The 12,775-nt window shown below is 73.7% G+C and carries 14 protein-coding genes; 4 read left to right on the forward strand and 10 right to left on the reverse strand.

The genetic code is table 11. The features are described from left to right. Positions 1-103 precede the first annotated feature (103 nt). Positions 104-1,066, reverse strand: coding sequence for a deoxyribonuclease IV (locus tag ACZ5WK_RS24065; RefSeq protein WP_465549917.1), 963 nt, complete (start codon positions 1,064-1,066; stop codon positions 104-106). A 621-nt stretch (positions 1,067-1,687) separates the two neighbouring features. Between ACZ5WK_RS24065 and ACZ5WK_RS24070 the strand changes: the two genes are divergently transcribed. Both ACZ5WK_RS24070 and ACZ5WK_RS24075 read left to right on the forward strand, forming a co-directional pair. Further along, a complete protein-coding gene (locus tag ACZ5WK_RS24070) occupies positions 1,688-2,782 on the forward strand; it encodes a right-handed parallel beta-helix repeat-containing protein (protein WP_465549919.1) in 1,095 nt (364 codons plus the stop codon). A gap of 127 nt (positions 2,783-2,909) precedes the next feature. Beyond that, a complete protein-coding gene (locus ACZ5WK_RS24075) occupies positions 2,910-3,941 on the forward strand; it encodes a methyltransferase (protein ID WP_465549921.1) in 1,032 nt (343 codons plus the stop codon). 138 nt (positions 3,942-4,079) lie between these two features. Here ACZ5WK_RS24075 and ACZ5WK_RS24080 read toward each other — a convergent pair whose 3' ends face one another. Together ACZ5WK_RS24080 and ACZ5WK_RS24085 are read right to left on the reverse strand one after the other, a co-directional pair. Continuing rightward, positions 4,080-4,769, reverse strand: coding sequence for a class F sortase (locus ACZ5WK_RS24080; protein ID WP_465549923.1), 690 nt, complete (start codon positions 4,767-4,769; stop codon positions 4,080-4,082). 203 nt (positions 4,770-4,972) lie between these two features. Then, a complete protein-coding gene (locus ACZ5WK_RS24085) occupies positions 4,973-5,380 on the reverse strand; it encodes a hypothetical protein (RefSeq protein WP_465549925.1) in 408 nt (135 codons plus the stop codon). A 284-nt stretch (positions 5,381-5,664) separates the two neighbouring features. Here ACZ5WK_RS24085 and ACZ5WK_RS24090 point away from each other — a divergent pair, with 284 nt between their 5' ends. Together ACZ5WK_RS24090 and ACZ5WK_RS24095 are read left to right on the forward strand one after the other, a co-directional pair. Then, complete coding sequence (locus ACZ5WK_RS24090) at positions 5,665-6,150, forward strand: PPOX class F420-dependent oxidoreductase (RefSeq protein ID WP_465549927.1); 486 nt, start codon at positions 5,665-5,667, stop codon at positions 6,148-6,150. 88 nt (positions 6,151-6,238) lie between these two features. Beyond that, positions 6,239-7,105, forward strand: coding sequence for a hypothetical protein (locus ACZ5WK_RS24095; protein WP_465549929.1), 867 nt, complete (start codon positions 6,239-6,241; stop codon positions 7,103-7,105). 168 nt (positions 7,106-7,273) lie between these two features. Here ACZ5WK_RS24095 and ACZ5WK_RS24100 read toward each other — a convergent pair whose 3' ends face one another. From ACZ5WK_RS24100 to ACZ5WK_RS24130, 7 genes are all read right to left on the reverse strand, one after another. Beyond that, complete coding sequence (locus ACZ5WK_RS24100; RefSeq protein WP_396322459.1) at positions 7,274-7,606, reverse strand: TcmI family type II polyketide cyclase; 333 nt, start codon at positions 7,604-7,606, stop codon at positions 7,274-7,276. 5 nt (positions 7,607-7,611) lie between these two features. Then, a complete protein-coding gene (locus tag ACZ5WK_RS24105) occupies positions 7,612-8,067 on the reverse strand; it encodes an SRPBCC family protein (protein ID WP_396322458.1) in 456 nt (151 codons plus the stop codon). 1 nt (position 8,068) lies between these two features. Then, positions 8,069-8,329 (reverse strand): acyl carrier protein, encoded by a 261-nt coding sequence (locus ACZ5WK_RS24110; RefSeq protein ID WP_396322457.1) that lies wholly within the window; start codon positions 8,327-8,329, stop codon positions 8,069-8,071. 39 nt (positions 8,330-8,368) lie between these two features. Continuing rightward, positions 8,369-9,610 carry a beta-ketoacyl synthase N-terminal-like domain-containing protein gene (locus ACZ5WK_RS24115; RefSeq protein ID WP_465549932.1) on the reverse strand — a complete coding sequence of 414 codons (1,242 nt, stop codon included), beginning with the start codon at positions 9,608-9,610 and terminating at the stop codon, positions 8,369-8,371. Positions 9,611-9,615: 5 nt separating this feature from the next. Then, on the reverse strand, positions 9,616-10,872 hold the full coding sequence (locus ACZ5WK_RS24120; protein WP_465549934.1) for a beta-ketoacyl-[acyl-carrier-protein] synthase family protein: 1,257 nt from the start codon (positions 10,870-10,872) through the stop codon (positions 9,616-9,618). Beyond that, positions 10,869-11,303: a cupin domain-containing protein gene (locus tag ACZ5WK_RS24125; RefSeq protein WP_396322454.1), complete on the reverse strand. Its 435-nt coding sequence runs from the start codon at positions 11,301-11,303 to the stop codon at positions 10,869-10,871. The genes ACZ5WK_RS24120 and ACZ5WK_RS24125 overlap by 4 nt, the downstream gene beginning before the upstream one ends. A gap of 93 nt (positions 11,304-11,396) precedes the next feature. Next, positions 11,397-12,563, reverse strand: coding sequence for a SchA/CurD-like domain-containing protein (locus tag ACZ5WK_RS24130; RefSeq protein ID WP_465549936.1), 1,167 nt, complete (start codon positions 12,561-12,563; stop codon positions 11,397-11,399). Positions 12,564-12,775 lie beyond the last annotated feature (212 nt).

Raw genomic sequence — 12,775 nt, forward strand, 5'->3', positions numbered from 1 at the left:
TCGTTCCAGCCTGCCACCGCCCCGCCGACCCGGCAGCCCGGGACGCGTCCGCCGGCGGGGACGGGCTACACCGGCGGGGACGGGCTACACCGGCGGGAACGGGCTACACCGGTACCGCGGCCCGCTCGCGCAGCTCCTTGAGCACGGCGATGTCGAGCGCGTGCCCGGTGCCGTCGCCGCCGTGCTTGCGGTCCGGCGTCTCGACCACCAGCGGGACGCCGGCCGTTTCCGGGTGCTCGAACAGCTCGCGGAACGGCTCCGCGCCGATCCGCCCGGCGCCGATGTTGGCGTGCCGGTCCTTGCGCGCGCCGACCACGTCCTCCGAGTCGTTGGCGTGGATCAGCCGCAGCCGGCCCGGCCCGGCGGCCGCGACCAGCGCGTCCAGCGTCTCCCGGACGCCGCCCGGCGCGGCGAGGTCGTGGCCGGCCGCGAAGGCGTGGCAGGTGTCCAGGCAGACCCCGACCTTCGGGTGGCCGTCCAACGCGTCCACGTACGCGGCCAGGTCCTCCATCCGCGAGCAGAGCGAACTGCCCTGGCCGGCCGTCGGCTCCAGCAGCAGCCAGGGCGCGTCCTCCCCGAGCGCGTCCAGCTCGTCCAGCAGCGGGCGGACGTCCTCGCGGACCTGCGCCATCGCCTCGGCCCGCCGGGAACCGCCGCCCGGCGCCGTGCCGACCGCCGAGCCGGTGTGCAGCACCACACCCAGTGCGCCGATCGCGTGGCCGCGCACCAGCGAGTGGCGCAGCGAGGCGGCCGAGCGCTCGCGGGTCCCCGCGGTGTCCGAGCCGAAGTTGATCAGGTACGGCGCGTGCACGTACGCCGGGATGCCCTGCTCGGCGCAGGCGGTGCGGAACTCCTCGTCCTGCGCCGGGTTGCCCGGGGGAGTGGCCCAGCCGCGCGGGTTGGCCACGAACACCTGGACGGCCTCGGCGCCGACCCGCCGCGCGTACGCGAGCCCCGTCCCGGCCAGCCCGCGGGCGGCCACCGGCACATGGGCGCCGACCGGGTTGCGGACGGCGGTGACCGGCGGTAGGGCGGCGACGGGCGGGAGGACGGCGGCGGTGTTCATGGCCCCGAGCATGCCACGCGCCCCGGACGCCCCGGCGCGCAGCCATCCGGGGCCGGCGATCGTATGCCGACGACACGCGCGGAGCAGCTCTCCTCTCTGCCCGATCGAGTGAATCGGACCTCGAACGCCAGGCCGGACGGCCCCGTTGGCGTCACTGCCCGTGACAGATCAGCGCACCGGCGCCCACCATCGGCACCCCGCTCACCATCGGCACCCCGCTCACCATCGGCACCCGTACCCACCAGCGGCAACCCGCTCGTAGCCCACACGCGTAACCCAACCCACGCGCGTAACCCACGCGCGTAACCCACGCGCGTAACCCACGCGCCCGCCCGCACCCACGCGCCCGCCCGCACCCCCGCGGCCGGGCGCGTCGCCATGTCCGCCGGCTCGCCGCCCTCACGCGCCGGTCACCACCCGCAGCCGTCCGGCGTGCCCCGCGCACGCCCCGCTTCCTCCGGTTGCCGACGCCCCGTCAGTCCCGCAGCCCAGCCCTGGTGGCGGGCCCACCCGTGCGCCCATAGCGTCGATGCGACCGACCCCACCGGCCGTCATCTCCCGCACACACCGCGTCACCGCGCCGGCGTCCCCGCGAGCGCGCCAGAAAGCAGGTCACCACTCATGCCCACGCGACGGGTCCACCATCTCGCCGCGGCCACCGCTGCCGCCACGACCGCCCTCACCACCGCCCTGACCACCCTCGCTGCCGCGCCCCCGGCCCACGCCGCGGGTGCCCTGCACCTCGTCCGGCCGGGCGAATCGATTCAGCAGGCCGTCGACGCCGCCCGCCCCGGCGACACCGTCCAACTGCTCCCCGGCACCTACCGTGGCAGCGTCCGGATCACCACCGCCGGCCTCAAGCTGCGCGGCTCCGGCCCGAAGAGCGTGATCACCCCCGGCACCGCCGAGGACGGCACCGCCGGCGACTCCGCCTGTGCCACCGCCGGCCACGGCCTCTGTGTCGTCGGCACCGACGCCGACCCGCTCGACGGGATCACCGTCGAGGCCCTCGCCGTCACCGGCTTCCGCAAGAACGGCATCAACGCCAGTGCCACCACCGGCATGACCGTCCGCGCCGTCCACGTCCACGACAACGGCCAGCAGGGCATCAGCCAGGAGAAGTCGACCAGGGCCGTCATCACCGGCAACAGGTCCACCCGCAACGGCCAGTCCGGTGTCTTCCTGGCCAACAGCGTGGCCAACGAGGGCGGTGCCATCGACACCGGCGGCACCGTGGTCAGCGGCAACCTGCTGACCGACAACCGGATCGGTGTCACCGTCCGCCGCCTGCGCGACCTGAGCATCGAGGCGAACCAGATCCACGGCAACTGCGGCGGCGTCTTCATCGTCGGTGACGAGGGAGTCCCCCGGGCCGGTGCGCTGAGCATCGCCCGCAACCGGGTCGTCGCCAACAACAGGTACTGCCCGCCCAACCCGCGGCTCGACTACATCCAGGGCACCGGCATCCTGCTCACCGGCGCCGAGGACACCACGGTGACGGAGAACCAGGTCAGCGACAACGTCGGGGCCTCGCCGATGTCCGGCGGCATCGTGCTCTTCCGCAGCGTGGTCGGCGTGGCCAACGCCCGCAACACCATCACCGGCAACCACGCGGTCGGCAACGGCCCGGCCGACCTGGTGGACGCCGACACCGGCACCACCAACTCCTTCACCCGCAACCACTGCGCGGTCTCCGTGCCCGCCGGTCACTGCTGAACCGCCGCGCGTCCCACCGGCTCCGCGACTCCCGCGGAGCCCAGGGGCGTGTCCGTGAAGGCCCGCCCGCCCGGCGACACCGGGACACCCGCCCAGCCCCCACCTCCCCTCTGCAGAAAGACGGCACATGACCACCACGCCCGCCACCACCCCGCCGGCCGCGATGCGCCTGCGGGAGCTCGTCTTCGGCGCCGCCTGCGCCGCCGCCGTCCGCGCGGCCGCCCGGCTCGGTGTCGCCGACGCGCTCGGCGACACCCCGACCAGCGTCACCGACCTCGCGGCCGCGCTCGACACCGAGCCCAAGCAGCTGCGCCGCCTGATGCGCGCGCTCACCTGCTACGGCATCTTCCAGGAGACCGGCGGCGACCGGTTCGAGCACACCGAAATGTCCCGGCTGCTGCGCGAGGACGCCCCCAACAGCCTGCGTTACATCTCCCTCTGGTGCACCGAGCCGTGGACGTGGGAGGCCTGGCCGAAGCTGGACGAGGCGGTCCGATCCGGCCGCAACGTCTTCCCCGAGTTGTTCGGCAAGGAGTTCTTCGACTACCTGCACAGCGACGCGGGCGACTCGGCGAAGGTCTTCGACAAGGCGATGACCACCTCCAGCCGCCAGTCCGCCGCCGACTTCGCCGCCTACCTGGACCTCACCGGGATCGACTCGGTGGTCGACATCGGCGGCGGCCAGGGACACGTGCTGGCCAGCCTGCTGGAGAAGCACCCGGCGCTGCACGGCACCCTGCTCGACCTGCCCAAGGTGGTCGCCGGCGCCGACCCGCGGCTCCGCGACGGCGGCGCCTACTCCGCCCGGGCCCGCCTGGTGCCCGGCGACTGCCGGGTGGACATCCCGGTCCGCGCCGACCTCTACATCATCAAGAACATCCTGGAGTGGGACGACGAGAGCACCCGTCGCACCCTCGCCAACGTGGTCCGCGCGGCCCGTCCGGGCGCCCGCGTCGTGGTGGTCGAGAACCTGGTCGACGACAGCCCGTCGATGCGCTTCACCACCGCCATGGACCTCATGCTGATGCTCAACGTCGGCGGCGCCAAGCACTCCGAGGAGAGCCTGGTCCGGCTGATGGAGGAGGCCGGCCTGGACGTCGCCGAGGTCCGTCCGGTCAACCCGTACCTGCACGCCTTCGAGGCCACCGTGCGCGGCTGACCCCGACCCGCGCACGACGAGACCGCCCGCACCGGGCTCCCGGTGCGGGCGGTCTCGTCGTGGCTGCTCGTCGTGGCTGCTCGTCGTGGCTGCTCGTCGTGGCTGCTCGTCGTGGCGATGGGGTCTCGTCGTGACGGCTCAGGCCTTGTGCGAGGACTCCAGGTGCGCGAAGACCACCACGTTGTCCAGGTAGTCCTTGCGCTTCTTGTCGTAGGTGCCGCCGCAGGTGATCAGTCGGAGCTGGGCATCCGGCGTCTTCCCGTAGACCTTCTGGTCGGGGAAGGCGCTCTTGGCGAAGGTCTCCACCGAGTCGACCGTGAAGACGGCGACCGTGCCGTCCGCCCGCTGCACCTCGACCTTGTTGCCCGGCAGCATCAGGCTGAGCAGCAGGAACACCGCCGGGCCCTTGGTGGTGTCCACGTGCCCGGCCACCACGGCGCTGCCGCGCTCGCCGGGGGTGACGCCGTCGCGGTACCAGCCGACGAGGTTCTGGTTCTCCGGCGGCGGCGCGTTGAGCTGCCCGGCCGGGTTCAGCGTCAACTCGGTGAACGGTGCGTCCACGGCGATCTGCGGGATCCGCAGCCGGGTCGGAACGGACCGCTTCAGCGCCGGCCCGGACGGCTTGGCCGGTGCCGGGGAGGCCGCCGGTGAGGCGGACGCGGCGCCGGGGGACGCGCCGGCGGTGGCCGCCGGGGGAGCGGCCTGGCCCGGCGGAGGCTCGGCCGAGGGTGCGGCGTCCACCGAGTTGTAGATGAGCAGCAGACCGGCCGCCGCCGCGCCCATACCCGCGCGCAGCAGCCGGGACGTACCAGGGACCAGACCGGTCATGACTCCACTCCTCGGCCTTCACGGCGACTCGGCCTTCAGCGCCGACCCGGCTTCAACGGCGACTCGGCTTCAAGTCGGCCCAGCGGTGGCACCGCCGCCGGAGGACCGCCCCGCGTGCCCCCGCCGTGGCCGGCGCACGGAGCGGCGGCCACGGCGGGGAGGCGACGGGAGGTGACGGGCGGCGCCTGACGCGGCGACGCAGGTCAGATCGCGGCTCCGGTGGCGCGACGGCCCTTGCGCAGCGCGATCGCGCCGGCTCCGAGACCGCCCAGCAGCAGGACGGCGCCGGCCCCGAGGCCGCCGCCGGACAGCGCCAGGCCGCCGCCGCCGGTGTGCACGCCACCGTGCGGGGTCTTCTCGTCGGCCTTGTGCTCCTCGCCCGAGGAGGAGCCCTTGTCCTTCTCCTCCCAGCTCTTCTGGCTGTCGGGGCTGGCCGACTTGTCCTGCTTCTCGTCCCAGGTCTTCTGGCTGTCGGGGCTGGCGGACTTGTCCTGCTTCTCCTGCCAGGTGAGGTTCTTGTCGGAGCCGTCGGCGAAGGCGGCCGGGGCGCCGACGGTGAGGGCGGCGGCGGCGACGACGGCCCCGGCGAGAAGCGTGCGTGCAGAACGCATGATGGTGATCCTTCCGGCGCGGCCCGCGACAGCCGACACGTCGTCGGGCAAGGGGACTCGCGGAGTGGTGCGCCTGATCCACCGTCAACCACCCCGGCGGCCGCTGCCACCGGAGCAGGGGGGTGACGGCGGTGGTTGTGCGCCCCTTCGAGTGGACTCCTTGGCGTGTTCACCCGGCTGCCCCGGCGATCCGGGTGAATCGGGTATGGACCCGGGCCGCGGGCCCGCCGTCCCGACGGGCGAAGGCCGGCGTGGATCCGGGCGCGCGCGGGCAGGCTTGGCGCATGGTCGAGATCTCGAAGGACGTCCGGGCGCGGATCGAGGCGGGGCACATCTGGTTCGTCGCCACGGTCAACGCCGACGGGTCGCCGCACGTCAGCCCGATGTGGGTGGGGACGGAAGGCGGCCTGGTGCTGTTCAACACCTCGGTCGGGCGGGTGAAGGAGCGCAACCTGCGGCGCGACCCCCGGGTCTGCCTGTCGCACGCGGACGCGGCCGACCTGTACGACCGGGTGCAGATCCGCGGGCGGGTGGTCCGGTTCGTCGAGGGGGAGGAGGCGGACCGGAACATGGACCGGCTGGCCGGGGTCTACCTCGGGGCGGAGCGCTACGAGTGGAGGATCCCCGGCGAGCGGCGGGTGGTGGTGCTGATCGAGCCGACCCGGATCAGCCGGGTGACCGGGGTCGAGACCCTCCCGCCGGGTGCGCCGGGTGCGCCGGGTGCGCCGGGTGCGCCGGGTGCTGCGGGTGCGCCAGGGGCCCGGGGGTAGCCCCTTCTCCCCGGTGACCACCCCGGGGAACCGGCCGCGACCTGCCGCGTCTATCTTGATGGTCCACTGACACGAGAGGGAGCGGTCGATGAGCACGGTCGGTCGGAAGGTTGCCGCGGTGGCGGCGACGGGGGTTCTGCTGGGCGTGCTGGCGGCCTGTGGCTCCGGGGGGTCGAAGACCTCCCACGACACGGCGAAGGGCAGCGCGAGCCCGGCGGCGGGTGCGACCGCGGGAGCGGCCACGACCGCTCCGGCGAGCCCCGGGGCGAGCCCGGCCGGTGCCGGGGACCAGGCGGCGGCCGGCGGCGCGACGTCCGCAGCCTCCGGCGCCGCGGCCGGTACCTCCGGCTCGCCCGCGCCGGGCACGCCGGGCACGCCGGCTCCGGGCGGGGGAGCGGGCGCCTCCGGCGGCGGGGCCGCGCAGCCCGCCGGGGCGGACTCCGACACGCTGCTGCTCGACGACAAGCTCCTGCTCCAGCTGATGCCGGACCAGAAGGCCATGACCGGCTGGGAGGAGGAGAAGCGCCGGGTGGACACCGCCGACCACGCCACCACCTGCACCGGCGCCGGGTCGTGCAGCGGCAAGCCGCTCAGCGGGTCGGCCCGCTTCTCCTCCGGCGAGGTGACCGCGCGCTTCGGGATCGAGACCCTCCCGAGCAAGGCGGCGGCCAAGGACAAGCTCGCGGAGACGTACGCGGGGTACGCCGACGGCAGCAAGTACCACGCGGTCGGGCTGGCTGCGCTGGGGAGCGAGAGCCGCGCCTTCCAGGGCGATCTGGCCGGCCGGGACGGCGTCGCCATCGTGCTGCGCTCCGGCACGGTGGTCGCGACGGTGACCACCGAGGGCGGCCCGGTCGACCCCGCGGCCACCAGGCGGCTCGCCGCGCTGCTGGTCCAGCGCGTCGAGCAGGCCCAGGCGGGCCGTACCCCGGACGCCACCCTCGGCACGGCCTGACGTACGCCCCGCCGCACGCCCCTGAGGCACGGCCCGACGTACGCCCCGAAGAACCTCGTCTTCAGCGCCTCAAAATCCATGATCCCCGCAACCCCTGAACTCCAGGGTGTTGCGGGGATCAGTAGAACCCACCCTTCCTGCGGGGCACCGTGCGGTCCGGGGCGCGGCTCAGTTGAGGCCGCCACGCTCCCAGCGGTAGAACTCACGCGCCATGGCGTCCTTGGGCTCCCGCCAGGTGGCCGGGTCGTACGCCTGGACGTAGGCGGTGAGGGCGTCGCTGACCGCCCGGAACTCCGGGTGGCCGGCGACCTGCGCGACGGCCGGGCCCGGCGGGCGGTCGGCCTCGATCAGGTGCAGGTAGACGTCGCCGAACTGGAAGAGGCTGCGGCCGGTGACGCCGATCAGGTGCGGCAGTTCACCGCGGTCGGACTCGGCGAACACGTCGGCGATGCCCGGGGCGGCGTCCGGCTTCATCCGGGCGACGATCAGTGCGCGGTGCATCCGGCTCACACCTCCCCGGCCTGCTTCTCGACCTTCTCGCGGATCAGCTGCATCTGGATGCGCGAGTTGCGGTTGATGTGGTTGACCATGCCGTCGTCGTCGACCGGGGCGGTGGGCTTCATCGCGAAGTCCTGGACCCAGCGCATCTTGGTGCCGGCCGGGACCTCCGCGTACTCCCAGCGGATGTCCATGAACTCGAACGGCCCGGGCTCGACCCGGCGGGCGCGCACCGCGAGCGAGGCCCGGTCGGTGGTGCGCTCGGAGACCCAGCTCCAGATCTGGCCGTTCTCGTCGGGGTGCATGGTGAGCCGGAAGCGCACGCTGTCGCCGTCCCGCTCCAGCACCTCGACGGAGGCGTACTCGCTGAACAGCTGCGGCCAGTTCTCCAGGTCGTTGGTGATCTCCCAGACCAGGTCGAGCGGCGCGGCGATGACGATCTCGTTGTCCGTGTGTCCAGGCATCTCAGGCACCGGCCTTCGCGGTGAACGCGGCGTTCACCAGTTCCAGGAATTCGGCCGGGGTCTTGGCCGACTCCGCACCGTTGGTGACCTTGACGCCGTGCCGGTTCTCCAGTTCGCCGACCACGCCGAGCAGACCGAGGGAGTCCACGCCGAACTCGTCGAAGCTGACACCGGGGCGTTCCAACTCGATCGGGTCGATCGCGACACCGGCCCGGGCCTGGATCAGCGCGGCCAGTTCGGGGTGGCTGAGGGTGATGCTCACGGGAAGTCCCTTCTAGGTGAGCCAAATAGGGGTTGTCGGTCAGGCCCGGTCGTCGCGCCGGAGCAGCAGCGCGGCGTTGGAGCCCATCAGCCCGCGGCTGAGCACCAGTGCGGTGCGCAGCTCGGCCGGGCGGGCGCGGCCGGTCACCAGGGCGAGGTCGTGGCAGACCTCGGTGACGTTGGGGGTGGGCGGCACCACTCCGTCCTCCATGGCGAGTACGGCCGCCGCCACGTCGAGCAGCGGCGCCCCGCAGTAGGCCCGCCCGGTGCCCGCCTTGGGCGCGGTCACCGGGACGCGTTCGGCGTAGGGGCCGAGTGCGTCGGCCAGGGCGAGCGCCTCGGCGCGGTCGGCGGCCGGGACGCCCAGGGCGTCGGCGAAGACCACGTCGACCTCCTCGGGGGCGATCCGGGCCTGGTCGAGCGCGATCCGGATCGCCGCGGCCAGCCCCTCCCGGGACTCCTCCCAGCGGGAGGCGCCGGTGAAGGTGGCGCCGTGCCCGGCGATGTGGGCCCGGACGGTGGCGCCGCGCCGGCGTGCCGTCCGCTCGTCCTCCAGCAGCAGCATCGCGCCGCCCTCGGCGGGGGCGAAGCCGTTGGCGTCCGCGGAGAACGGCAGGTAGGCCCGGTGGGGCTCCTCGGAGAGGCTGAGCTCGGGGTATCCGAGCTGGCAGACCATCGAGTAGGGCGCCAGCGGTGCCTCGGCGGCGCCGGCCACCACCGCGTCGGTGCCGCGCTCGATCGCGCGGGCCGCGTGTGCGAGGGCGTCCAGGCCGCCGGCCTCGTCGCTGGCGACCACACCGCACGGGCCCTTGTAGCCGCCGCGGATCGAGACCTGGCCGGTGCTGGCCGCGTAGAACCATGCGATGGACTGGTACGGTCCGACGAACTGTGGCCCCTGGCCCCAGAGTTGCTGCAGCTCGCGCTGGCCGAACTCGCCGCCGCCGGAGCCGGCCGCGGTCACCACACCCACCGCGTACGGCTGTTCGGGGTCGGGGGTGAAGCCGGCGTCCGCCACCGCCAGGTCGGCGGCGGCCATCGCGTAGTGCGTGAAGCGGTCGGTCTGTACCAGGTAGCGGCTGTCGATCACGGACTGCGGGTCGAAGTCCCGGACCTGGCCCGCGATGCGCAGCGGGAGGTCGGCGCAGCCCTCGCGGGATATCCGGTCGAGGACGCTCACGCCCTGCCTGGTGGCCTTCCAGAAGGCGTCGGCACCAACGCCGTTCGGCGCCACCACGCCGAGGCCGGTGACCACCGCCCGGCGTTCCTGTTGACGTGACGTCATGGATCTCACCCCGTTCTGTTGAGCACGACGGCGGACTGGAATCCGCCGAATCCGCTGCCGACCGACAGGATGTGACGGAGCGGCAGCTCGCGCGCGGTGCGCGGCACGTAGTCGAGGTCGCACTCCGGGTCCGGAGTCTCGTAGTTGGCGGTCGGCGGTACCACGCCGTGGGCCAGTGCGAGGGTGCACGCGACCACCTCGATCGCGCCGATCGCGCCGAGCGAGTGCCCGACCATCGACTTGATCGAGCTCATCGGCGTCTCGTACGCGTGCCCGCCGAGCGAGCGCTTGACGGCCGCCGTTTCGTGCCGGTCGTTCTGCTTGGTGCCCGAGCCGTGCGCGTTGACGTAGTCGACGTCGGTGCGGTTCACCCGGGCGTGGTCGAGCGCGTCGTCGATCGCCCGGGACATCTCCAGCCCCTCCTGGGTGAGGCCGGTCATGTGGTAGGCGTTGCCGAAGGTGGCGAAGCCGCCGATCTCGCCGTAGATCCGGGCGCCGCGCCGGCGGGCGTGTTCCAGCTCCTCCAGCACCAGGACGGCGCCGCCCTCGCCGAGCACGAAGCCGTCCCGGTGGGCGTCGAAGGGGCGGGAGGCGTGCTCCGGGTCGTCGTTGCGTTCGCTGGTGGCCTTGATGGCGTCGAAGCAGGCGACGGTGATCGGCGAGATCGGCGAGTCGGAGGCGCCGGCGATGCAGATGTCGGCGCGCCCCTCCTCGACCGCCTGGAAGGCGTAACCGATCGCGTCCAGCCCGGAGGTGCAGCCGGTGGAGACGGTCTGCACCGGGCCGTGTGCGCCGGTGCGCTCGGCGACCGCGGAGGCCAGCGTGGACGGCGCGAAGGCCCGGTGCAGCTGCGGTTCGGCCCGGCGGTGGTCGACGTCCCAGCGGGCGCCGCCGGCGCTGACCAGGGCGTAGTCGTGCTCCAGCCGGGTGGTGCCGCCGACGGCGGTGCCGAGCGAGACGCCGATCCGCCACGGGTCCTCCGCGGCGAGGTCAAGACCCGCGTCGGCGACCGCCTCGTCCGCCGCCACCATCGCGAACTGCACGTACCGGTCGGCCCGTTGGACGTCCTCGGGGCTCAGCCTGTGCGCCGCCGGGTCGAAGTCGCACTCGGCGGCGATCCGGGACCGGAACCCGGTGGGGTCGAAGAGCGTGATGCCCCGGGTCGCCGTCCGGCCGGAGGTGAGCAGCCGCCAGAAGGCGGGGACGCCCACGCCACCGGGTGCGACCACGCCGATCCCGGTGACGGCGACGCGCCGTGTCACGAAGCCACCTTGGCGTGTTCCGGCGGGCCGGAGGTGACGGCCCCCTCGGTCTCCTCGGTGTCGACGTGGCCCAGCTCCGGGCGGGGGGCGAGCGGGCCGAGGTGGAAGACCATCCGGGCCTCGGTGTCGCCCACGTTGCGGAACCGGTGGCGCATGTCGATCGGGATCATCAGGCCCTGGTTGGGCTTGAGCGCCCGGGTGACCCCGTCCAGGTCGACCTCGAGGTCGCCGCTCACCACGAAGACGAACTCCTCGGAGTACGGGTGGTAGTGCTCGCCGATCCGCTCGCCGGGCTGCACGATGGCCAGGCCCATGAAGCCGCTGGTCGCGCCGCAGGTGGTGGGGGTGAGCATGGCGCGCAGGTCGCCGCCGCGCCGGCGGTTCTCCGGTGCCTCGTCGACGTGCACGATCCGTGGGTACTGCGTGGACATGGTTTCTTCCTCCGAGTGTCGGTTCCGGATCTGGTCCGGCGGTGGTGCGGGGTCCGGCGGCTCTTCTGGCGGCGGCGTCGTGCCGGCGCCCCGTCAGCCCTCCTGCGAACTGCGGTCGGTGACCGGGTTCATCGCGCGGGCCGCGAGGAAGGCGCTGAGTCCGGCGACGGTCCGAAGGTCGCCGTCGGCGCCGAGGTCGAGGAGCCGGCCGAGGACGGTGGCCTCGCGTTCGCCGGCGACACCGAGGGCCGCCGCCGGGTCGGCCTCGGCGGGTACCCGCAGGTCCACCAGGCGGACCACGACGTCCTCCCGGTGGAAGACGAAGGACGCGGCGACCGGGCCGGTCGGGTCCGCGGTGGCCAGGTTGTCGTGCTCGGCCAGCAGCGCGGAGACGGCCTGCCCGTTGCCGGGCTTCACCGGGTAGAGCACCGCGTGCCGGTGCAGCCGCCCGGAGACGGGGGAGCCCGCGATCGCCTGGTGCTCGGCGGGCAGCGCCGCCTTGGCGAAGAAGGCGCGCGCGGCCTGCGGGTCGCCCAGCTGGCGGGCCTCCTCGAGGTACGGGTTGATCGCCTCCTCGACGGCCCGGACCTCGGGCTGCATGGCGACGTGGCGCAGTGCGTCACCGAGGTTGCCGATCACCTCGACGGCCCGGACGACGCGGTTGCCGTGCATGAACAGCGAGGTGCGGCGCAGCCGGGTGGTCTCGTCGACCTCGGCCTTGGGGGAGGTGTAGCCGGACAGGATCCGGGCCACCTTCTGCTCGCTGCCGGGCTTCACGGTGAAGGTCAGCGCGTGCCGGGTCACCCCGTCCGGGCCGGGTGCGGCCTGCGGCGGGCCGACGTGCCCGGCCGGCGTGGTGCGCGGCAGGCCGGCCGGCACCTCCGCCGGGGCGCGGGTGCCGGTGACGCCGGCCGCGGAGGTCTCCCGGAGGATGGAGTAGCGCAGCGAGCGGAAGGTGTCGCTGACGCAGCCGTGCATCGGCTTGACCATCTCGCGGTGCGCCGGGCTGTCGACCCACTCCAGGAAGGTCTCCTGGTCCTCCCACTCACTGGTGATCAGCCACTGCCGGGGGTCGTTGATCGACTGGCAGAGCTGGTCGCTGACATGCCCGGGGACGGACGCCACCTGGTGGCGCAGCGTCTCGTACACGTCGAGGAAGCGCTGCTGGGCGCCGTCCTTGATCTCCAGCATCAGCATGACGCGCAGCCGCGTGTCGGTCTCGGCCTGCTGTTGCGACTGCGGTTCGGACAGAGTCGTCATGATCCACTTTCTGCTTCTGGGGCGCCCGCGTCCGGCCGCGTGGGGCGGTGTCCGGCCGGTGGGCCCGACGGGGGAGGGCGGTGCGGTGGCGGTCGGCCCGGGCATCGGCGTCAGGCCTGAGGTCGATCGTGCGCGGAGCCCGCGGGGTGGCGCGAGATTTGCGGGCCATCCGAGCGAAGGGGCGGCAGAACGACCCCGGGGCGGGGGATGGA

Source organism: Kitasatospora sp. NPDC032757, assembly GCF_055579305.1.